This window comes from Ruegeria arenilitoris, from assembly GCF_013031355.1.
In the GTDB taxonomy this organism is placed as follows: Bacteria; Pseudomonadota; Alphaproteobacteria; order Rhodobacterales; family Rhodobacteraceae; genus Ruegeria; species Ruegeria arenilitoris_C.
Map to the genome: position 1 here is coordinate 1 of NZ_WPZO01000007.1, position 22,309 is coordinate 22,309.

Consider the following 22,309-nt stretch of genomic DNA (forward strand, 5'->3'; position numbering starts at 1 on the left):
CATGGCACAGGCGCAGAGATATTATGAGGACGTGGATATCGCAGAAAACCCGGCGACAGACCTGCTGGGGTGATCTGCGGAAAAGAAAACGCCGGGCGATTGACCCGGCGTTTTCCATTCGCAAACTTCGGAACCAAAAACTTACCCGTGGGTAAGATCCCCTTCTTCCTGCAGATCGTCGATCAGGGTTGCAATGGCCTGCTCTAGCTTGGCGCGATCCACGCGGGTAAAATCCAGATCATAGCGCAGTTCGATCCGCCCGCTCGAGGCCGAGCATTTCGCAACCCCTGCCCGTCCGGACACCTGAAACGTGGTTTTTGCCCGCCGCGTTTTTCCACCCGTGGCGTTCGCGTGTTTCTTGGGTGTACGCTCTTCGGTTTCGACGAACGTCCGCAGTATCGCAACTTCGCGCGGTCCATCCCGATCCGGTTCATTCATCACCGCGGTGCTGACCTGACGGATCAAGCTCGGATTGGCGTCGAGCTTGCGTTTCAGCTCCACTCCCAGATTGCGCGGAATATCGTTGGGATGCATCAGCACTTTGTCCAGCATCATTAGCAGACTGGCGAAAGACCGGATATAGCTGCGCTTGGTGTAACTGGCGGATTTGAACAGGATCGCAACGGCCTTGTCTACGTCGGGGCAGCCATTCGCCGGGTCCTCGGCATAGGCCCGGGCCAGCGCGCCCATCTCGGCAAAGGAAATGTCCTTGCGGATCAGGTTTTCATCTACCATGCGGCGGTAGCTGTCGCTCAGATCGGCAGCTTCGGAAATGCCCGCCGGTATCTTGGCATAGAGATCGCCGCCCGTTTCCTCGAGCAGCGCCCTATAGGCCGACAGACGGCGCATCCCCTGGATCAGGTCGAACCGACCATCGGAACGGCGCTCCAACCGGATCGGGTTCGACAGGCCAATATCGCGGATCGAGTCCTTCAACTCGTCCAACTCGGGGTCGGGGCCGGGCTTACGGTCTCGGGTCAGTTTTTCGGTCACCACATCCGACAGCGACACATGTTCGGTCACCAACCCTTCGGACCGCAGGCGAACCAGCTCATGCGCCAGACGGTCGTTTTCGGCCCGGATGGTGTCCTCGGTCGATTGCTGGTCACGCAGCGCGTCGGCGTTTTCTGAGATTGCTGTGGCCATCGGCCCGCGCCGTTTCTCAAGCACCTTGTCTGGGACCTTACCGACCGGGATCTCCTCCATGGCCGGCATGTCGATGTCAAACATTCTGCGTTTACGGCTCATGCGTCATCCTCCAGCTGGTCCCAGGCCGACAGCATCACGCCCCGGAATTCCTCGTACACATTGTCAAAGGTCGAGCGCGCGCGGCGCCAGGTTTCCCGCGTCATCTCGCGGTAGTCCATCTCGTAGACCGAACTCAGGAACCGGCCGGATTGCTCAACAGCGCGGGTCATCTCAACCGGATGTTCGGCGACATGTTCACCGAACACTTTCTTGAAGGCATCGAACATAGCCAGGTGCAAGGCGTTGCCCGGTTCGTAGCGGGTCAGCAGGAAGCGCATCTCGCAGAAGGTTTTTGGCAGGCCGATCTTACCCGTGGGTAAGGTTTTGTCGAAACCGTAGGCAAGATCTTCCAACGCTTCGGCCAGCTGACCAATGAAGGAAGTGGTCGAGTCATATTCCCAATAGCCGGGACCTGAGGGAACATAGAGCATGTCGGCGGCAAAGACCGCGTTCATCGACTGATAGCCAATCGCAGGCGGGCAATCGAACAAGATCAAGTCATAGGCGTCATCGGGGATCTGATCCAGATAGCGCGACACGGCTGCAAAGAACGACCACTCGGGGTTCAGATGCCGGTACTGGGCCGAGGCAAATTCCACGAAGGCCGCGTTGGCGCATGAGGGGATGACGTCGATCGTCGACCATGAGCTCTGCTTGATGAAGTCCGAGATGCGCAGATCGCCCAGACCCATATCGGTGATCGAGGGCGGCAATTCTCGGCGGGGCAGGGCGGTGCCGGACTCGGCCGCCGCGGGGCGGTTGTTCATCCGCTCGGTTTCGCGGATCAGGTCGCGGGCCATGATGCCCCAAACGGTGAAATCCTCGGCCACGTCGGTCAGACCCATCGAATGGCTCAGCGTCGCCTGCGGGTCGAAATCCACCACCAGCACGCGATAGCCATCCAGCGCCGCCGCATGGGCCAGGTGCAGGGCAACGGTGGACTTGCCCGCGCCGCCCTTGAAGTTGGCCACCGCGGCGCGAATGGCGCGCTTTCCGACGGGGCGGGGTGGCATCAGGGATTTGCGGTTCACTTTCAGTCGCCGCCGCAGTTCATTTACCTCTTCCAGGCTGAACCAGCGCTGGCGGCCTTCGGGCTCGACCTCACCGCCGGGCAGCGACGGGTCGGCGGCCAGCTTGCCGCGAAAGGTGGACTGGTTGACGCGAAAGATCAGCTCGGACACCTCCCAGCTTGAAAACCGGCGGAGGGTCTTCTCCATCTCGGGGCTGAAGGTCTGCTGGCGAATCCAGCCCTGCAGTTTGAGGGACTGATTGCGCAATGCGTTCAGGTCTTCGTGCGTGTACATGCCTCAAGTCTCATCGTTTTGGACGCTATTTTATATGTTCTTCCTATTTACGCTTGATTTGCGCTTTACGCAAAAGGAAATATGATGACACTGTGATCTTACCCACGGGTAAGAAATCAAGGGTTTCGTGGCCGCCAGCCGATTCGGAGGCCCGCGATTCGGTAGGGGACATACCTGTGAGCCCTGAGACTGGATTTAGGGGGTCACAAGATCCGAAACCACCCCATTTTGGGGGACAAAATAGGCCAATAGGGGGGCAGCTTGGGTGTCCCCCATCACCAATACTTCACCAATTTTTTTTCTTAATTTTGAATTGGGTTTGGCCGACATCCGGCTTCAAATCAGACTCCACTTGACAGAATCGTCGGTTTGGACGCTAATCAGGGCATCAAGACGAAAAGCGTTGGCAAACAGCGCAACAGTGGCGGTATAACCGCCTGAGGCAGACAGAGCGGTAGGAACGGGAATGCATGTTGCAAAACCGATCGGGCGAAATGCGCCCGCAATAAAATATGACATTCTGTCGGCACTGACCGTGCACGCCCTGTCGGGCGACAAGCATCGGCAGCGTAGTATCCTGCGTATCATTGCCCTGATCACCACTCGCTATAACTGGCGCAACAATGAGCTGTCGATCGGCCGCGAGGAAATCGCTCGCCTATGGTCGGTGAACGAACGTACCGTCAAGCGTGAGATGGCCAAGCTGCGGACCATGGGTTGGATCGCGGTCAAGCGACCGGCGGCACGGGGGCGGGTCGCGGTCTACGAGCTGGATCTGAAACAGCTGATGATCGACACGTCCGAAGTCTGGCCAACGATCGGATCGGATTTCCTGGCACGAATGACGGACGAACCCGAGGCGGAAACCAATGTGGTGCCTTTCACAGCCAAACCATCGCCGCCGGATGTCGCGGACGGGGATGTCTGGACACAGGTTCAGGCCATCCTGCACGGGCGCGACCCCGAGCTTTGGGCCAGTTGGTTCCGTCATCTGACCGAGGCCGACAGGGCAGGGGGGAGGGTGACGCTTTTGGCGCCGTCCCGGTTCATGGCCGATTACATTGCGCAGAAATGGACCGGACGGTTGCTGGCCGCCTACAGCCGCATTGAGCCGGATGTGCGCAGCATCCGAGTGGAAGCCACCGAGTAAGGTTCAATCACAGCTTGAAATTTTCACTTCTTTGCGCGACCTGAAGCCATGCAGGATTTCAATTGTCCCAATTGCGGGTCTTTATGCCCGATCATCTTGAAAACCGCCATGCTCGTGACTTGCCCGTCATGCGGCACAACGCTGTTTCTGAAAGGTGACCATATCGAACAGGCTGGAGAGCAAGGCGTGATGCATGATGCGCCTTTGTTGTTCCGGGCTGGTGATAGCATCGAACTGGGGCGCAAGACGCTACAGATCCTTGGCCACGCGCGCTATTCCTACGGTCGGGGCTTCTGGGACGAATATTGCGGGGTGTCGCAAACGGGGGTGACCTCTTGGATTTCGGTGGACGAAGGCGACGTGGTCGAACAGACCCGTATCCCTGCAGAACAGACGCCTAGGGCCAGACCTCCGTTCAAACCCGGTGAGACGCTGACGCTTAAGGACAGCACCTATACCGTCACCGAGGTAGAACAGGCCGAATGCATCGCCCTGCGCGGGCAGTTTGACGAGGAACTGCGCGTGGGCGAGACATATCGGTTCGTCAATGCCTCGACCGATGGCTTCCGGCTGTTGTCTGGTGAGTTCTGGGGCGAGAACGAAGCGTGGTACGAGGGGCGCTGGCACGACCCGTTCGGGGTGAAGGTGCTGAAACAGACATGACCCGGACGCCCGAGCTTACATCCATCAACTGCACCTCCTGCGGCGCCGGACTGGACGTTTTGGGCGGTGGACGGGTAGTGGTCAAAATCTGCGAATTTTGCGGATCAGAATTGAATGCGCAGGACAATTATAAAGTTCTGCGTAAGTTCACCGATCGGAGAAGACCCCGGACACCGTTTTCGATCGGGATGCGTGGTACGTTGTATGATGTCGAGTTTGCCATCATCGGACTGGTTCAACATACCGAGCGGTGGGCCGGCCGTGTCTTCACTTGGGTTGACCATCAGCTTTATTCGCCGACCCATGGCTATGCGTGGCTGACGCTTGAGAACAATCATCTTGTGTTTTCGCGGCGATACAGGGGAACCGGCTGGCTGTCCGAACGCGTGGTGGAAAGCGCCGAGCATCGACCGACCATTCATATCAATAGGGAACCATTCCGCTACTACGAGACCACGACCAGCAAGATCACCTATGTAGAAGGCGAATTTACCTGGAGGCCGAAATTTGGTGAGAGGACGACGACCATCACGGCCATGTCCGACTCGGCGATGCTTGGATTTTCTCAAACGGGCAGCGAACGCGAAACCTACCGTTCGATCTATGTGACCAAGGCCGAGGCCGAAGCGGCCTTTGGCGTCGCGTTGGACCTCAAGCCCTTTCGCGTCCATCCGCTGCAACCTTTTGTGGCGGGCCGGAACTATCAGTTCCTGCTGATCAGCTCGTTCGTGTTCGCAGCCATCTGTCTGGTGATGGCTTTGGGGTTCAACCTGCACACCGGGCGGACTGTGTTGCGCAACACCCAAGTGGATATGCGGGACCTGCCGGTTGAGATTGCCATTCCGCTGGAGGCCGACAACAGGCTGACCTCGATTCGGGTCACCGGCGATATGCGGAACAGCTGGGCCTATCTTGAAATGGAGATGCTGGACCCGAACGGCCAACCGGTGTTCGAGACCGGCCGCACCATCGAATCCTATTCCGGCCGGGACGCCGACGGCAGTTGGCGAGAAGGATCGCCCGTGACCCGGTTGCGCTTTCGCCCAGAAGCCAGCGGAACCTACACTCTGGCTCTGTCGGCGGCCGAAAAAGGACTGTGGCATGGCGGGAACGGTCGGCAACATCCGTCGGGCGAACCGTTCACCCGTTTAAGGCTGGAAGTGCGGACAGGTTTGTTCACCGGCAAATGGATGGCGTTTCTGGGCGCGGTCTTCGGGGCGTTGTTCCTGTATCAGTTCGGGCGTAAATGGCTGCATCGACGGGCGCGTTGGTCCGGGTCTGACTGGGTAGACGAGGATTAACGTGACTGCATTCCGGATCATCTTCCTTCTGATCTCAACCGCGGCCGTGGGGGCCACGGGATATGTAACTTACAACGGTTACGGCGGCGAAAGCCGTGACCTGGACAGATCCGTTCGCGTCGGCAGTGACGGCGGCGGTTATTATCGATCAAATCGCGTGAAATAACGGGGACATCATGGAATATTTTGCAGCCATTCAGATTGCAGAGATTATCAGCACGATCTTTTACACCTTTCTAGGCGTCACGCTGATGTGGGTGGTGTGGAAGGTGATCGACTGGCTGACGCCGTTTTCCATCGTGCGCGAGATCGAGCATGACCAGAACGTGGCGCTGTCGATCCTGATCGGGTTGCTGTTCGTCTCGGTCGCTATCATCATCGCCGCCGTCATTTTGTCATGACAGCGGCCCGCGCGGTCGAGGCCCGCGCCGCGTGGCTGCTGGCCGCAACGTTTCTGGTTGCCGTCGCCGGGCTGATCTATGAGCTGATCGCGGCCACGCTTTCCAGCTATCTGCTTGGGGATTCGGTGCGGCAGTTCTCGCTGGTGATCGGGATATTCCTGTCGGCGATGGGGTTGGGGGCGTGGTTGTCACGCTTTGTGACCCACGCGTTCTCCGGTTTTGTCTGGGCGCAGATTCTGCTGGGCATCGTCGGCGGATTCATGGCGCCGGTGCTGTTCCTGAACTACGCGTGGATGGGGCATGTAGCGACGCCTTTATACGCGGCGCTGATCCTTATCGGGGTGCTGTCGGGGATGGAGATCCCCCTGATCGCGCGGGTTCTGGAAGAGATCGGCGCGCTGAAATTCCGGTTCGAAAATGTCCTGAGCGTTGATTACGTGGGCGCGCTGGTGGCCTCGCTGGCTTTTCCCTTACTGGTGATCCCGCATCTGGGGCTGATGTCGGCCAGTCTGGCTTTTGGCGGGTTGAACCTGGCGGTGGCGGGGTTGTCGCTGTTCCTGTTCCGGCACTGGGCCAGCCGGTTGCAGGTGGCCATCTGGGTGCTGGCTTTTGCAGCGACCATGGTGGCGTTGTGGCATTCCGAGAAACTTGTTTCGGTTACCGAGGCCGAACTGTTCGAGGATGACGTGATCCTGTCCGAAGCGACGCCCTATCAGCAGATCACGGTGACGCGCTATCGCGACCGGGTGAGGCTGTTCCTGAACCACTCGATCCAATTCGATACTTTGGATGAACACCGCTATCACGAGCCCCTGGTCCATCCCGCCATGGCGCTGGCCCCGCGGCGTGCGGATATTCTGGTGCTGGGCGGCGGCGACGGAATGGCCGTGCGTGAGGTGTTGCGATACGACGGCGTCGAAAGCGTGACGTTGGTCGATCTGGACCCGCGTGTCACGCAGGTGTTCCGCGACCATCCGGATCTGTCAGCCCTGAACGATGGGGCCTTGTCTGATCCGCGCGTCTCTATAATCAATAAGGATGCGTGGAAATTCCTGGAAGGAGAGGATCGGGTTTACGATGTGATCCTCATCGACCTGCCGGACCCGAAATCCATTGCGCTGTCGCGGCTGTATACGCGGCAATTCTATGGTCTGGCCGTCGAACGGCTGAGCGGTCAGGGGCTATTGGTCACGCAGGCCGGATCACCTTTCTTTGCGCGGCAGGCCTTCTGGTCGGTGGTGGAAACCCTGAACAGCAGTCGCAATCCGCAACAGCCGGGGCAGGGGCTGCATACACTGCCCTATCACAGCTACGTGCCCAGTTTCGGCGAGTGGGGATTCGTTCTGGCCTCGCCCGAACCGCTGCCGGGACGGAATCTGAAGCTGCCGGACGGGCTGACCTATCTGACCGATGATGTCTGGCAGGCGGCGCAGGTGTTCGGTTCGGATATGGATCGCGTCGCAGCCGAACCCAATACGCTGCAGACTCATGTTCTGACCGGGTACTATCTGGACGGCTGGGATTACTGGTTCCGGTGAATTGCCACCCCGGCAGGAGCAAGCCGCGCAGATGGTCCCTTGATATTTTCTGTGGAATGGTATACCGCCGCATACAAATGAATGCCGGGTCTGGTCAGAGTGCTGCGAATCCGGCAAATAGCGTCACCAATTGCAAACAGCCGGATCAGCCATGAGCCTTTACACAGACTACCTCAGCGAAATCGAAACCCGTAAGGAACAGGGGCTGCACCCCAAGCCCATCGATGATGGCGCCCTTGTCAAAGAGATCGTCGATCAGATCAAGGATGCCGGCAACGAGCACCGGGCGGAGTCGCTGAACTTTTTCATCTATAACACGCTGCCGGGCACAACCAGCGCCGCAGGTGAAAAGGCCAAGTTCCTGAAAGAGATCATTCTGGGCGAAGCCGTGGTCGAGGAAATCTCGGTTCCTTTTGCGTTCGAACTGCTGTCGCATATGAAAGGCGGCCCTTCGGTTGAGGTTCTGCTTGACCTGGCCCTGGGTGAGGACGCCGCGATTGCCGGGCAAGCTGCAGAAGTGCTGAAATCGCAGGTCTTCCTGTATGACGCCGACACCGACCGGTTGAAGGCCGCGTTCGAGGCCGGCAACGCAGTGGCGAAGGATATTCTGGAAAGCTACGCCAAGGCCGAGTTCTTCACCAAGTTGCCGGATGTCGACGAAGAGATCGAAGTTGTCACTTATGTCGCGGCCGAGGGCGATATCTCGACCGACCTTCTGTCGCCGGGCAATCAGGCTCACTCGCGCGCTGACCGGGAACTGCACGGCAAGTGCTTTATCTCGGAGAAGGCGCAACAGGAAATCGAAGCCCTGAAAATTCAGCACCCCAACAAGCGCGTGATGCTGATCGCCGAAAAAGGCACCATGGGTGTGGGCTCGTCTCGGATGTCGGGCGTGAACAACGTGGCGCTGTGGACCGGCAAGCAGGCCAGCCCCTATGTACCCTTTGTCAACTTCGCTCCGATCGTAGCGGGCACCAATGGTATCTCGCCGATCTTCCTGACCACTGTTGGTGTGACCGGCGGTATCGGCATCGACCTGAAGAACTGGGTCAAGAAAGTCGACGAAGACGGCAACGCGATCCTGAACAATGACGGCAACCCGATCCTGGAAGAGGCCTATTCGGTTGCAACCGGCACGGTTCTGAAGATCAACTCCAAAGACCACAAGCTGCTGAGCGAAGATGGTGAGGAACTGGTGGATGTGTCCGCGTCCTTCACCCCGCAAAAGGTGGAATTCATGAAGGCGGGCGGGTCCTACGCCATTGTCTTCGGTAAGAAACTGCAGACATTTGCGGCCGAAACGCTGGGCGTCGAGGCACCGCTGGTCTTTGCTCCGTCGAAAGAGATCAGCCACGAAGGTCAGGGCCTGACTGCGGTTGAGAAGATCTTCAACAAGAACGCCGTGGGCACCACGCCGGGCAAGACCTTGCACGCCGGGTCGGACGTGCGTGTGAAGGTCAACATCGTTGGCTCGCAGGACACCACCGGTCTGATGACCATGCAGGAGCTTGAGGCGATGGCCGCGACCGTCGTAGCGTCCAGCGTGGACGGTGCCTATCAGTCGGGTTGTCACACCGCATCGGTTTGGGACGCCAAGGCGCAGGCTAACACGCCGCGCCTGATGAAGTTCATGAACGATTTCGGTCTGGTCACCGGTCGTGACCCGAAAGGTGTCTATCACGCGATGACCGACGTGATCCACAAGGTGCTGAACGACATCACCGTGGATGACTGGTCGGTCATCATCGGCGGCGACAGCCACACCCGCATGTCCAAAGGCGTGGCCTTCGGGGCCGACTCGGGCACCGTGGCGCTGGCGCTGGCCACCGGTGAAGCCTCGATGCCAATCCCGGAATCGGTCAAGGTGACCTTCAAGGGCAACATGGCCGAGCACATGGACTTCCGTGACGTGGTGCACGCGACCCAGGCGCAGATGCTGGACCAGCATGGCGACAACGTTTTCCAGGGCCGCGTGATCGAAGTGCATATCGGCACGCTGCTGGCGGACCAGGCCTTTACCTTCACCGACTGGACCGCCGAGATGAAGGCCAAAGCCTCGGTCTGTATCTCGAATGACGACACCCTGATCGGTTCGCTGGAACTGGCCAAGTCGCGTATCCAGATCATGATCGACAAGGGCATGGAGCATGAAAACGGCATGCTGCAAAAGCTGATCAACATCGCGGACGCCCGCATTGCCGAGATCAAGTCGGGTGAACAACCCGCGCTGCGTCCCGATGACAACGCGAAATACTTCGCCGAAGTTGTTGTCGATCTGGATCAGATCGTCGAGCCGATGATCGCCGACCCGGATGTCAACAACGCCGATGTCTCCAAGCGCTATACCCACGACACGATCCGTCCGATTTCGTTCTACAAAGCGGAAAAGACAGTGGATCTGGGCTTTGTCGGCTCGTGCATGGTGCACAAGGGCGACATCAAGATCGTCGCGCAGATGCTGAAAAATCTGGAAAAGGAAACCGGCAAGGTCGAGTTTAAGGCCCCCCTGGTGGTCGCGGCACCGACCTACAACATCATCGACGAGTTGAAGGAAGAGGGCGACTGGGAAGTGCTCGAGAAATACTCGGGCTTCGAGTTCGACGACCTGTTCCCGAAAACGCAGGCGCGTACCGAGTATGAGAACATCCTTTATCTCGAGCGCCCCGGCTGTAACCTCTGCATGGGCAACCAGGAGAAAGCCGCCAAGGGTGACACGGTTCTGGCCACCTCGACCCGCCTGTTCCAGGGCCGCGTTGTGGCGGATGCGCCGGACAAGAAAGGTGAAAGCCTGCTGGCCTCGACCCCGGTTGTCGTGCTGTCGGCGATCCTGGGCCGGACGCCTAAGATCGAAGAGTACAAGGCGGCGGTTGAAGGCATCGACCTGACCAAGTTCGCCCCGCCGGTTGTGCCGGAAAGCACCAAGTCGGCGCACTTCTAAAATTTTTCAGGCCGGTTCAGATAGAACCGGCCTGATTTTTTTCCGACGCGGCGTTCGACCGCCTGTCAGGAAAACACCAGCGCCTTAACTGGCAGCAGGATGGCCTGCGCCCTCAGAACAATGGCGTTGGCGATCCCCATCCCATCCACGATCCGTGCCACAAAGGCTGAGAAACCGGTGATCTCTCCGGCCTCGATTTCCTGCGCGCGGCTGGTATAGGCGACGCCGACGCAGGCGCTGCCGGGCGGGATGTGATCAAGGTGGTCCGGGAAAACGGGTGCAAGGAAAGCTGTCACGCTACCGGGGCGGGCGCGGTCCTGCGGGTCCAGCAGCGCGTCGCCGGGACGGAATTGACCGGCGGCTATGGCGTCCTGCACCTCATCGACGACCATTGGAATGATCGTCAGCGGTTTGGCCGCGCAGGTGATCTCGACCAGCATGCCCGGCTTAAGAACACTTATTGATATCTGACCAAACGCGGCCACGAAACGTCCTTGCCCGGTGACGTTCGGCACCAGAATGCCTGCAGGCCGTAAGATCGGATTCACGATATCGCCCGGTTTCAGAAGGAATTGCGTTACTGTCCCATCGACCTCGGCAAAGACGGTGGATTTGGCGATTTCGGCCTCGGCTTCGGCCAAAACGGCGCGGGCGCTGTCGCGTTGGGCTGGCAGCAAGGTGTTCTGGCGCAGTTTGATCCCGTCGACTGCGGCAAGCGCAGCAGCGCGCTGGCCGTCGGCGCGCGAGACAGCGGTTTGAAGCCGTTCCAGCTCTTGCTCGCTAACAGTTGCGTCATTGCGTTCTGCCAGCGACTGGCGGCGTTCAAGATCATCGGTGGCCTGACGGAAATCGGCCTCGGCCGCGTCAAGCTGCGCCTGTGCGGCGGCAATATCCGCGACGATCACGCCAAGGGCTGCGTCAACCTCTTCGATCCGGCGGCGGGCGGTTTCTGCCGCTGCCTCCTGACGGGTGGTGTCCAACCGAAAGATGGCCTGGCCGGCAGTGACGGCTTCGTTGTTGGTGACATAGACCTCGGCCACGCGGCCCCCGCGATCCGACAGGATGGTTACGGTGCGAAAGACTGCGGACACGTTGCGGGTGGAGGGGTGGAAGTAGAAAATGACGGTAATCAGGGTCACGGCGAGAATGGCACAGGCAGTCAGGCCCCAGCGCAGTTCGTACCAGATATTGAACAGGGTGATTTCATGGCCCCAGCGTTTGCCCTGTTTGTACCGACGATAGAGGTAATCGGGGACAATCGTGATCAGGGCCGAGAAGATCAGTTCAAGCATCGGTTTGCTCCGACGGCCGGGCCTCACCCTGCAAAGGGAAGATTTCGTGGAGCGGCACAGCGGCAACCAGAATGGCCGCGATCCAGAACGCGTTGTTCAGGGTGAAGAGCGAGATCAGCCCTAAAACACCCACCAGCTGCATCTGCACCTTGTGCGCCCCGGCAGCCATCCGGTCTGGAATGGCCTGTATCGTAAAATAAAGTGCTCCGAACCCCAGCAAAACAAGAACAAGCAGGATGCCGACCACGATCAAAAAGCCGTCCGTCTCGCCCGGCGGCGTGACCCAGAAGGGCAGCCGTGCCAGCGCCTCATCAGAAAGAGAGCTGTCCATGCAAACCCCCGTAATTCAAATGATCTATGGAAAGGATACGCGCTTACATTCAAGAAAATCAATGTTGGTGCCTGACGGGCGCCTGTGATCAAGGGCAACGGGCCACAGGATGCGCGATGGATCACGCGTGCTTTTTGTCTATGGTGACGGCAGAACGCCGAGAGAACGGATGAACGCATGAAGTCGAAAATGAGCCTCAAGCAATTGCAGGCCCTCGAAGCTGTTGTCCGGCAGGGCAGTTTCACGCTGGCGGCGAAGGAACTGGGCGTTTCACAGCCGACGGTGTCCAACCTGGTCTATTCGTTGGAGCAACAATACCAGTGCCGGTTGCTGGACCGGTCCGGCGCGGCGATCACCTCGACCCCGCTGCTGAACAAGATCCGGGGCGACATCAAGGCGCTGATCGCGCTACGTGACAGTATCGATACCGTTTTGACCTCTGAACGGGATCTGCATTCTGGCAGTTTGCATATCGGGTATACGACCTTTCAGATCGCGATTCCGCTGATTTCCGAGTTCGTGCGGGCGTTTCCGGCGGTCGATGTGACTGCGCGCGCTTTGGCCACGCATGACATGCTGCCGCTGCTGTATTCCGGCGAATTCGATGTTGGCCTGTTCACGGCCAAGGAACTGCCGCCCGATCTGGCCGGGGTCAAGATATCCGAAACGCGGATCGGGTTAATCGTGCCAGAAGATCACCCGCTGGCTGATGCCGAAACAGCGACATGGAAGGATGTCGAGCCGCTAAAGCTGATTCAGCGCGAGCCGACATCCTCGACACGGCGGATATTTGATTCTGCGGCGCGGCTGAGAGGGGCGAAACTGACGACGATTCTGGGCCTCGGGTCGTGGGGATCCATTCGGACGCTGGTGGATTCGGGGGTTGGTGTGGGTGTCGCATTCGCGCAGGAATGCGAGGGCGAATCCGGTATCCGGTTTGTGCCCATTGAGGACAAGAACCTGATCGCATGTCACTTTCTGGCCTGTTTGCCCGCCATGCGCCAGACCGCCGCCGTATCCAGCTTTTTCCGGATCACCGAGGAAATGCATGAATGTGAAGCTTTTGTGTCGCCGAAGGCCTCATAGCATTTTTCTATATCACCCCAACTATCATAAATTTGTTAACTTCCAAGCCTAGCACACCCGACGTCACAAATATGTTGGGATGGTTATGAAACTTCGTACCTCATTGCTCTCGTTCACCGCTTTGGCTGCTTTGGGCACGCCGGTGTTGGCCAATTGCCCCGCTGCCACCGTTGCGGACCCCATGGGCCTGAGCCCCGTTCACCCGCAGCAGCTGGAACTGGCTGAGCTGCAGGATGCAGCCTCTTGCGAGCTGAGCTTTGCGGAAAACCCCGCAATCGCCGAGCTGAACGGCCGCATTCTGGGCAACGCCGACCTGGCCCCGGTGGCCGAGCGTCTGCCGGTCGAACCGCTGGTGGTCATGCCTTATGCCATGGTTGGCCAATATGGCGGTGTCATCACCGGCCTGTCCAAAGGTACGGAATCGGGCACATCCGACCTGCTGTCGGTGCGTCACGTCAACTTCGTACGCTATGCCGACGACCTGCAAACCGTTGTTCCGAACATTGCAAAAGCATGGTCTTGGAACGACGACTACACCGAACTGACTATTGTTCTGCGCGAAGGTCACAAGTGGTCGGATGGCGAGCCCTTCACCGCCGCCGACGTCGAATTCTGGATGAACGACGTCATCTACAACACAGATGTTTACGATCAAGCCCCCAACCGCTGGCTGTTCGCCGGTGAAAAGGCTCAGGTCGAGGCGGTTGACGATACCACCGTCAAGTTCACCTTCCCGGTGCCGACCCCGGGCATTCTGAACCGCTTTGCCGTGGATTACGGCCAGCCGTTCCAACCCAAGCACTTCCTGGGCCAGTTCATGCCCAAGTACAACGAAAACGCCGATGCGCTGGCACAGGAATACGGTTTTGAAAACGCCGCTGCCGCTGTTGACTTCTACTATGGTGGTTCGGATTGGAAAGACGTTCCCAGCCCGCTGCTGAAGGACGCCGATAAAGCCGCCAAGATCGGCCGCGCCGTGGTTCCGACGCTGGAAAGCTACATCGTGGTCGAGGAAAATGCCGAAGGCCGCAAGCTGGTGGCGAACCCCTATTTCCACCAGGTCGACACCGCCGGTAACCAGTTGCCTTACATCAACGAAATCGTTGAGACTTATGTCGGCGACAAAGAAGTTCAGAACCTCAAGATCATGAACGGTGATGTGGTCTGGAAACAGCAGGCCGTATTCCTGGAAGACTTTCCGCTGCTGAAGGAAAACGAAGGCAAGGGTGGCTACACCATCAACTTCGCCCCGACCTTTGGCGAGAACGTTTTCTACTCGTTCAACCGCACCCACCAAGACCCGGTACTGCGCGAAATCTTCAACGACATCCGCTTTAATCGCGCCATGTCGAAGGCGATGAACCGCGACGAAATTAACGAGATCGTCTATCTGGGTCAGGGTACTCCGATGCAGGGTGTGCCTGCGGAACCCAAAACCGTGTCCTTCGTCTCGGACGAGGTTCTGAACCGCGACATCGCCTATGACCCCGAAGGCGCCAAGGCGTTGCTGGCCGAAATGGGCCTGACGGACCCTGATGGCGACGGCACCTTGGAACGTCCCGATGGCAAGCCGCTGGTGATCCGTCTGGTGTACTCGTCGCAGGGTGTGCCTGTGAAGATGCAGGAGCTGGTGCGTGATTACTGGAGTGCCGTGGGTGTTCGCGTCGATCTGAAAGAGGTCACCTCGGACGAATACCGCGCATCGGGCAACAACAACGATCTGGAAGTGACCACCTGGAAATACGACGGCAATGCCGGTCCGACCATCAGCCAGGATGTCACCGTGTTCATCCCGCCGTTTGGCGATGTCTTCAACCCCGGCACCGGGTTCGACTGGGCCGCGTGGAAAACCACCGGTGGCGCCGAAGGCATCGAGCCGCCGGAAGACATCAAAAAGCTCTGGGATCTGAGCGAGAAATTCATCCAGGTGGAAATGGGCACCGATGCAAGCAACAAATTGGGCGCAGAGATCGTTCAAATCCACACCGACAACATGCTGAAAATCGGGACCGTCGGCGACATTGTCTCACCTTTCCTGCATCGCAACGACCTGCAGAATGTGAAGCCGATCAAGTCGAAGACCTATGACTTCTACTGGACCTATCCGTACCGCCCCTCGCAGTGGTGGTTGGAGCAGTAACTCAGACAACAGTCTGAACAAATCACCGGAGCGCAGTCCACCTGCGCTCCGGTATCGGCCTTGGACGGCCTGATGGGGGACACCATTTTGCTGAGATTCACTCTGGAACGCTTTGTCGGGATGGTCATCACCATGGCGCTGGTGTCGGTGATGGTCTTTCTGATCATGGAGCTGCCGCCCGGCGACTATGCCGACCGGTATGCCTTTCGCAAATATTCCGGGACCGGGGTGAATGTTACTGAGGCGGATATCGAAGCCATACGGCGCGATCTGGGTTTGGATAAGCCCATGGTGTTGCGCTATTTCGACTGGATCGGTGGCATCGTCCTGCACTGGGATTTCGGGCAGGCCTTTGCGTTTGAGACATCCGTGACCAAAGTGATCGGCGACAAGGTCTGGCTAACCGCCGGTATCCTGTTCGCCACCCTCCTGCTGACCTACATCGTATCGATCCCCATCGGCATTTTTGCTGCGGTACGGCGTGGGTCAGCAGTCGATTATGGCCTTACGGTGTTTTCATACCTCGGGCTGGCGTTGCCGAACTTCCTGCTGGCGCTGGTGATGCTGTATTTCGCCAACCGCTGGTTCGGGGCCGATATCGGTGGGTTGTTTTCGGCCCAATACCGAGACGCGCCATGGTCGGCGGCCAAGGTCTGGGACATGATGAAACACCTGTGGCTGCCTGCGGTGGTGCTGGCCTGGTCGGCGGTGGCCTATCAGATTCAGACCGTGCGGGCGACCATGTCGGATGAGCTGAACAAGCTTTCGGTCACCGCGGCTCGAGCGCGCGGTGTTCCGGAAACCAAGCTGCTGATCAAGTATCCCGCGCGTCTGGCGATCAACCCGGTTGTCTCGACCATCGGCTTTGACGTGAACCGCATATTCTCGGAACTGCCGATCGTGGCTGTGGTGCTGGGCCTGACCGAACTGGGTGAGCTGCTGCTGAAGGCTTACCTGGATCTCGACATGAACGTGGCGGGCGCGATCTTGCTGATGCTGACCTTTGCCATCGTGTTCATGAACTTTTTCTCGGACCTTTTGCTGGCGTGGCTGGACCCGCGCATCAAACTGGGGGCCTGAACCATGATTGACGCAACTCATCAGATAGACGATCTGTCGGCCGCCGAAGAAAAAGAACGCGAACGCCAGTTGAAATACTATTCGGCCTCGCAATGGACCCTGATCTGGTGGCGGTTTCGCCGACACCGGGCGGCGATGATTGCCGCATCCTTGCTGGGTCTGATGGCGCTGGCCGGTATCTTTGCCGAGTTTGTCGCCCCCTATGGTCCGGTGAGCCGCGACACCAAATATATCGAGGGCGCGCCGCAGATGCCGCGCTTCTGCGATGCGGCCGGCTGTTCGATGGTGCCCTTCATCAACGGCACCAAAACCGAACGCGACCCGGTGACCCTGCGCGCGATTTCAGTGCCAGACCCCGAAGTGCGCCACTACATTCAGTTCTTCGTCAAAGGTGAGCGGGTCAAACTGCTGGGCTTCATCCCGATTGACCGCCACCTTATCGGCCTCAGCCCCGATGCGGATCAGAAGATCCATTTCTGGGGCACCGACGATCTGGGCCGTGACGTGTTCAGCCGGACGATCTATGCCACCCGGACCTCGCTGTCGATCGGGGTGATCGGGGTGCTGATCTCGTTCGTGCTGGCGCTGATCATCGGCGGGGTCGCGGGCTATTTCGGCGGCATCATCGACAACGTGATTCAGCGCGTGACCGAGGTGATCCGCGTGGTGCCCATCATTCCGCTTTACATGGGGCTGGCCGCTGCCATGCCCAAGGAATGGTCGACCACGCAGGTCTATTTTGCGATGACGCTGATCCTTGGCCTGTTCGGCTGGCCGACATTGGCGCGGCGTATCCGATCCCAATTGCTGTCGATCCGGAATGAGGATTACGTGGTCGCCGCACGACTGGCCGGTGCCCGCCCGGGCCGGATCATTGCGCAGCATATGCTGCCCAGCTTTACCAGCTTTATCATCGTCGATCTGGTGATCAGCTTTCCTTACATGATCCTGTCGGAAACGGCGCTGTCTTTTGTTGGGCTTGGTCTGCGCCCGCCCTCGGTGTCTTGGGGGGTTCTGTTGCAACAGGCGCAATCTGTGCGGGCCATCGAACAGACCCCGTGGCTGTTCATCCCCGCCGTGTTCGTGGTTGTGGCCGTGCTGGCGTTCACCGTGATCGGCGACGGGTTGCGCGATGCCGCTGACCCCTATTCGGAGGCACACTGACATGCCCACAATGCTCAGCGTCGAAAACCTGTCGATTTCCTTCCGCACGGATGAGGGCGTGATCACGCCGGTGCAAGGCGTCACTTTCGCGGTCGAGGCAGGCCGCACCCTGGGTCTGGTCGGTGAGTCCGGGTCGGGCAAGTCGATCTCAACCAAAGCCCTGATGCAGCTGCTGCCCGGTACCGCGATGCTGGGGGAAAACACCCGGATGACCTATACCGACAAAGGCGGCAAGGACATCGCTCTGGGGCACCTAAAGCATGGGAGCAGGGAGTTGCGCCGCATCCGCGGGGGTGAGATCGGCATGATCTTTCAGGAGCCGATGGCCAGCTTCTCGCCCGTCTACACGATCGGCAACCAGATGATGGAAGCCATCATGCTGCATCGGGGCCTCAAAAAACGCGAGGCGCGGGAGTTCGCGGTTGAGATGTTGGACAAGGTCGGTATCTCGAACGCGGCGGCCCGGATCGACCAGTATCCACATGAGTTGTCGGGCGGGATGCGTCAGCGAGCCATGATCGCCTTGACCTTGTCGGCAGGTCCGGCCCTGCTGATTGCGGATGAGCCGACAACGGCGCTGGACGTGACCATTCAGGCGCAGGTGCTGGACCTGATGCGTGATCTGCAGCGCGAGTTGGGCATGGGGATGATCTTCATCACCCACGATCTGGGAGTGATCGCGCAGATCGCGGATGACGTGGCGGTGATGTATCTGGGCACCATCGTCGAACGCGGCCCCGCGCGCGAGGTCATTCGCAACCCGCAGCACCCCTATACGCAGGGCCTGCTGGACGCGATCCCCAGCGTCGAGCACCTGCATGACCGTCTGAAACCGGTGCCAGGGGACATTCCCAGCCCCACGAACCGGCCCACCGGCTGCCCATTCCACACCAGATGCGCGCAGGCCATTCCCGGTATCTGTGATGCGCAGGAACCCGTGGAAACCACCCCGATGCCCGGCCGCGCGGTCCGCTGCTGGCTGCACAGCGACAAAGATCGGAGCGCGGCATGACCTCCAAGAGTGACACGCTGATCGAGGTCAAGGACCTGTCCGTCCACTTCCCGATCAAGACCCGCAAGCTGTTCAAGACCGAAGCGCAGATGCTGCGCGCCGTTGATGGCGTCAGCTTTGACATCAAACGCGGTGAGACTGTCGGCTTGGTGGGTGAGTCCGGTTCGGGCAAAACCACCGTGGGCCGTGCCATCCTGCGCGCGATTGATCCGACCGATGGCGAGGTGATCTTTCACCGCAAGAACAAGGGCGACATCGATCTAGCCCACGCGTCCGAGGCCGAGCTGCGCAAGGTTCGGTCCAAGATGAACATGGCCTTCAGCGAAGGCGGCGGCGGCATCAAGGTTCATACGTTGGCCGGAGACCTGCTACGCGCGTTCCGTCCCGAGATGAGCCTTGTGTTTCAGGACCCGTATTCCTCGCTGAACCCCCGCATGACCGTGCGCGATATCATTGCCGAGCCACTGGTCGCCGCAGGCAAGATCAAGGATCGCGAAAAGATCGACGCCCGTGTGCGCGAGATTGCAGCGCGCTGCAAGCTGAATTTGGAGCATCTGCGGCGCTTCCCCCACGCGTTTTCGGGAGGTCAGCGTCAGCGGATTTGTATTGCGCGGGCGCTGGTCTCGAAGCCCAAGTTTGTGGTGTGTGACGAGAGCGTTTCAGCCTTGGATGTATCGATTCAGGCCGAGATCGTGAACCTGCTGAAAGACCTGCAGGACGAGATGGGCGTGTCCTTCTTGTTCATCGCCCATGACCTGAGTGTCGTGGCGCAGATGTCGCACCGGGTCGCAGTGCTCTATGTCGGGAAATTCGTCGAATATGCCCCGACCGAAAAGCTGTTTTTTGCACCGAAACACCCCTATACCCACGCGCTGCTGAGCGCGATCCCCACTGCTGATCCGGATGCAAGCTATGATCCGATCCGGCTGCAGGGCGAAATCCCCAACCCGCTGGCCGCTCCGTCCGGCTGCCGATTCCACACCCGCTGCCCCTTTGCCAAGGAGCGCTGCAGCGCCGAGCAGCCCGATTGGCGCGAGATTGAGCCGGAACATTTCGTCGCCTGCCACTACGCGGAAGACTTCGATTTCTCGCGTTCCTGACGGTCAGGGTAAAAGCATGGGGTCAGGTTTATGTGACAACAGATCCTGAACCAGCGGATTGGGAAAGCGGCGGCGCAAGGTGACGGCGTAGAAGGTTTCCTTGATGCGCGGGTGTTCCTGCGCTTCGACCAGCCGGCCCGAGTTCAGCTCATCCGTCACGACGATGGGTGCCACAAGGGCCAGCCCGATATCCTCGCGCGCCAACAGGCGCATCATGGCCATGTCATCGACCTCGGCCGCGATCTGCGGGCGTTCGGACAGGCGGCTGGCCATGGCGTCGAACGCGGTGCGCACGGTGCTGTCGGTGGTGGGCAGGATGAAGGGTTGCGTGTGCAACAGCTCTTTAATCGGTGTTTTCGGGTTCAGCCGGTCGGGCGTGCCGACAATGCTGACGGGCTGTTCGGCGATTTGATGGGTCTCAAACGGGGTCAGGCTGTCATCCGGCGGCGGTCGGTTCATCAGCACCAGATCGAGGTTCAGCGTCTCAAGCCCCTCCATCAACTCGGTCGGACTGCCAGACCGCAGGATCACCTCAACATCCAGACGCGACAGAATGGGGCGCAGAAACCCGATCTGAAAGTTGCGCGACAGGGTCGCCAAGGCCCCCACGCGCAGGGCTTTACGGGTTTGCACCGTCTCGGTCAAAGTAGCAACAAGTTCTTGACCTGTCGAGAAAATCGCATCCGCATGGTCCAGCGCAATACGCCCGGCCTCGGTCAAATAAAGCTGCCGCCCGCGGCGTTCGAACAGGTCGTGGCCCAGCCGTTCTTCCAGTTGCTTGATCTGCACCGACAAAGCCGATTGCGACAGGTTTAGTCGCTGCGCCGTGCGGGTCAGGTTCCCGTCATGGGCCACGGCCCAGAAATACCGCAGATGATGATAGTTCAGAGGCATATTGTTCTAAATAATAGAACGAAACAAACAGAACAATGAATTTTTAATGGCAAAAAATCTGCCCTAACTGATTGTCCCAAACCGATGATCCAGGGGAAGTCACTATGTTCTATCTTTATCTCCCACTTCTCAGCCCACTGATTTTGATCGCCGCCGCGATCCATGCCGGGCGTCATCCGGGCCTGCGCCCGGGCCGGGTTCCGAAACTGGCCGAAGCCGCAGCCTTTGCGGCCTTTCTGGTTGCCGCGATTGCGGCGGTTTTGTTGGTCACTAATGGCCCCGGCACCTCGGCCCTGATCGGGGCGTTCGGTGTGGGCCTTTCGGTTCGGTTGGATGCGGTCAGCGCGGTGATGCTGGTGCTGGTCAGCTTCATCGGTTGGATCGTTTTGCGGTATTCGGCGACCTACGTGGATGGCGAGGCGCGGCAGGGGGCCTTTACGAAATGGATGGCGCTGACGCTGGCCTCGGTCCTGATCTTGGTGATGTCGGGCAACCTGATCCAGTTGATGGTCGCCTGGACCACTACCAGTCTGGCCCTGCATAAGCTGCTTCTGTTCTATCCAGATCGCGCAACCGCCCAACGGGCCGCACGGAAAAAGGCGCTGGTGGCGCGGCTCAGTGAAGGGGCACTGGCGGGAGCCATAGTGATGCTGATCGCGGCAACCGGCACCACGGATATCCACACGGTCCTGACAACGGTACAGGTCAACTGGCTGACCATGACGGCGGCGCTACTGATTGCTGTTGCGGCGGTGCTGGCCTCGGCCCTGTTTCCGGTACACGGCTGGTTGACCGAGGTGATGGAAGCACCGACACCGGTCTCGGCCCTGCTGCACGCGGGGGTGATCAATGCGGGCGGCTTCCTTCTGATCCGCTTTGCCGATGTAATGCTGGCAGCACCCGGAGTGATGGCTCTGCTGGTGATGCTGGGCGGGTTTACCGCGCTGTTCGGCGGGTTGGTGATGCTGACCCAGCCTGCGGTGAAAACTTCGCTGGCCTGGTCCACGATTGCGCAGATGGCGTTCATGGTGATGCAATGCGGTTTGGCGCTGTTCCCGCTGGCGCTGCTGCATATCGTGGCGCATTCGCTTTACAAAGCGCACGCCTTCCTCAGCTCTGGCGAGGCCGTCAAAAACGTTTCCGCCATCCACCGCCCCGGCCCGATCGCGGTACCCAGTGCCAGCAACGTTCTACGGGCCTTTGGGACGGCGATCGTGATCTATGCGCTGGTCGGTACGGTGCTGGGTTTTGATGGCAAGTCTGTGCAGGCCATTGCGCTTGGCGTCATTCTGATCTTTGGGGTGGCCTACCTGCTGGCGCAGGGCTTTGCCGATGCCGCGCCGCGCCAGCTGACGCAGCGCACGGTGGTCTATGCGCTGGTGACCTCAGTCGGTTATTTCGCGCTGCAGGTTATTGCACAGCATGTCACCGCCGGAGCCTTGCCCGCGACCCCTGCACCGGGGCCGCTGGAATGGGCGCTGATCGTGCTGGCCCTGCTGAGCTTTGGGTTTGTTGCGGTGGCGCAGGCGACCTTCCCGCTTTGGGCGGCGCACCCGGCTGCTGCGGGCCTGCGGGTGCATCTGTCAAACGGCCTCTATGCCAATGCGATTTTCGACAAGTTTCTGGACGGTTGGTCCAGAAAGTCCGTAGCCTGAAAGGAACAGATC

18 protein-coding genes are annotated in these 22,309 nt (G+C 59.4%); 13 read left to right on the forward strand and 5 right to left on the reverse strand.

Annotation, left to right across the window (positions count from 1 at the left end):
* Positions 1–141: 141 nt before the first annotated feature.
* Entirely contained in the window at positions 142–1,248 is a 1,107-nt protein-coding gene (locus GOX63_RS16145) for a ParB/RepB/Spo0J family partition protein (RefSeq protein ID WP_170327563.1), read from the reverse strand.
* Positions 1,245–2,552: an AAA family ATPase gene (locus GOX63_RS16150; protein WP_170327564.1), complete on the reverse strand. Its 1,308-nt coding sequence runs from the start codon at positions 2,550–2,552 to the stop codon at positions 1,245–1,247. Before GOX63_RS16150 ends, GOX63_RS16145 begins: the two co-directional genes overlap by 4 nt.
* Before the next feature lie 466 nt (positions 2,553–3,018).
* Here GOX63_RS16150 and GOX63_RS16155 point away from each other — a divergent pair, with 466 nt between their 5' ends.
* The 6 genes from GOX63_RS16155 to GOX63_RS16180 all read left to right on the forward strand — a co-directional run bounded on the left by GOX63_RS16155 (position 3,019) and on the right by GOX63_RS16180 (position 10,543).
* Positions 3,019–3,702, forward strand: coding sequence for a DnaA N-terminal domain-containing protein (locus tag GOX63_RS16155; protein WP_170546415.1), 684 nt, complete (start codon positions 3,019–3,021; stop codon positions 3,700–3,702).
* A 108-nt stretch (positions 3,703–3,810) separates the two neighbouring features.
* Positions 3,811–4,365, forward strand: a complete 555-nt coding sequence (locus GOX63_RS16160) for a DUF4178 domain-containing protein (protein ID WP_254435986.1) — start codon at positions 3,811–3,813, stop codon at positions 4,363–4,365.
* A complete protein-coding gene (locus tag GOX63_RS16165) occupies positions 4,362–5,666 on the forward strand; it encodes a DUF4178 domain-containing protein (protein WP_170546421.1) in 1,305 nt (434 codons plus the stop codon). Before GOX63_RS16160 ends, GOX63_RS16165 begins: the two co-directional genes overlap by 4 nt.
* Before the next feature lie 176 nt (positions 5,667–5,842).
* Complete coding sequence (locus GOX63_RS16170) at positions 5,843–6,067, forward strand: DUF350 domain-containing protein (RefSeq protein ID WP_170327568.1); 225 nt, start codon at positions 5,843–5,845, stop codon at positions 6,065–6,067.
* Entirely contained in the window at positions 6,064–7,605 is a 1,542-nt protein-coding gene (locus GOX63_RS16175; protein ID WP_170546424.1) for a polyamine aminopropyltransferase, read from the forward strand. The genes GOX63_RS16170 and GOX63_RS16175 overlap by 4 nt, the downstream gene beginning before the upstream one ends.
* 151 nt (positions 7,606–7,756) lie before the next feature.
* The gene (locus GOX63_RS16180; protein WP_170327570.1) at positions 7,757–10,543 is read left to right on the forward strand and encodes a bifunctional aconitate hydratase 2/2-methylisocitrate dehydratase; all 2,787 of its coding nucleotides are present in this window, start codon (positions 7,757–7,759) and stop codon (positions 10,541–10,543) included.
* Between the two features lie 65 nt (positions 10,544–10,608).
* On the opposite strand, the gene GOX63_RS16185 is transcribed toward GOX63_RS16180, so the two are convergent.
* Complete coding sequence (locus tag GOX63_RS16185; RefSeq protein WP_170327571.1) at positions 10,609–11,835, reverse strand: HlyD family secretion protein; 1,227 nt, start codon at positions 11,833–11,835, stop codon at positions 10,609–10,611.
* Positions 11,828–12,166, reverse strand: a complete 339-nt coding sequence (locus tag GOX63_RS16190; protein WP_170327572.1) for a hypothetical protein — start codon at positions 12,164–12,166, stop codon at positions 11,828–11,830. The genes GOX63_RS16185 and GOX63_RS16190 overlap by 8 nt, the downstream gene beginning before the upstream one ends.
* A 177-nt stretch (positions 12,167–12,343) precedes the next feature.
* Here GOX63_RS16190 and GOX63_RS16195 point away from each other — a divergent pair, with 177 nt between their 5' ends.
* From GOX63_RS16195 to GOX63_RS16220, 6 genes are all read left to right on the forward strand, one after another.
* Positions 12,344–13,252, forward strand: coding sequence for a LysR substrate-binding domain-containing protein (locus tag GOX63_RS16195; protein ID WP_170327573.1), 909 nt, complete (start codon positions 12,344–12,346; stop codon positions 13,250–13,252).
* 85 nt (positions 13,253–13,337) lie between these two features.
* Positions 13,338–15,392, forward strand: a complete 2,055-nt coding sequence (locus tag GOX63_RS16200; RefSeq protein ID WP_170327574.1) for an ABC transporter substrate-binding protein — start codon at positions 13,338–13,340, stop codon at positions 15,390–15,392.
* Between the two features lie 72 nt (positions 15,393–15,464).
* On the forward strand, positions 15,465–16,472 hold the full coding sequence (locus GOX63_RS16205; protein ID WP_217356205.1) for an ABC transporter permease: 1,008 nt from the start codon (positions 15,465–15,467) through the stop codon (positions 16,470–16,472).
* A gap of 3 nt (positions 16,473–16,475) precedes the next feature.
* On the forward strand, positions 16,476–17,636 hold the full coding sequence (locus tag GOX63_RS16210) for an ABC transporter permease (protein WP_170546427.1): 1,161 nt from the start codon (positions 16,476–16,478) through the stop codon (positions 17,634–17,636).
* Between the two features lies 1 nt (position 17,637).
* Entirely contained in the window at positions 17,638–18,648 is a 1,011-nt protein-coding gene (locus tag GOX63_RS16215) for an ABC transporter ATP-binding protein (RefSeq protein WP_217356206.1), read from the forward strand.
* Positions 18,645–19,748 (forward strand): ABC transporter ATP-binding protein, encoded by a 1,104-nt coding sequence (locus GOX63_RS16220; protein WP_170546430.1) that lies wholly within the window; start codon positions 18,645–18,647, stop codon positions 19,746–19,748. The genes GOX63_RS16215 and GOX63_RS16220 overlap by 4 nt, the downstream gene beginning before the upstream one ends.
* A gap of 3 nt (positions 19,749–19,751) precedes the next feature.
* Here the strand turns inward: GOX63_RS16220 and GOX63_RS16225 are convergent, their stop codons facing one another.
* Positions 19,752–20,642: a LysR family transcriptional regulator gene (locus tag GOX63_RS16225; RefSeq protein ID WP_170327577.1), complete on the reverse strand. Its 891-nt coding sequence runs from the start codon at positions 20,640–20,642 to the stop codon at positions 19,752–19,754.
* A 104-nt stretch (positions 20,643–20,746) separates the two neighbouring features.
* On the opposite strand from GOX63_RS16225, the gene GOX63_RS16230 reads away from it, so the two are divergent.
* A complete protein-coding gene (locus tag GOX63_RS16230; RefSeq protein WP_170546433.1) occupies positions 20,747–22,297 on the forward strand; it encodes a proton-conducting transporter transmembrane domain-containing protein in 1,551 nt (516 codons plus the stop codon).
* Positions 22,298–22,309 lie beyond the last annotated feature (12 nt).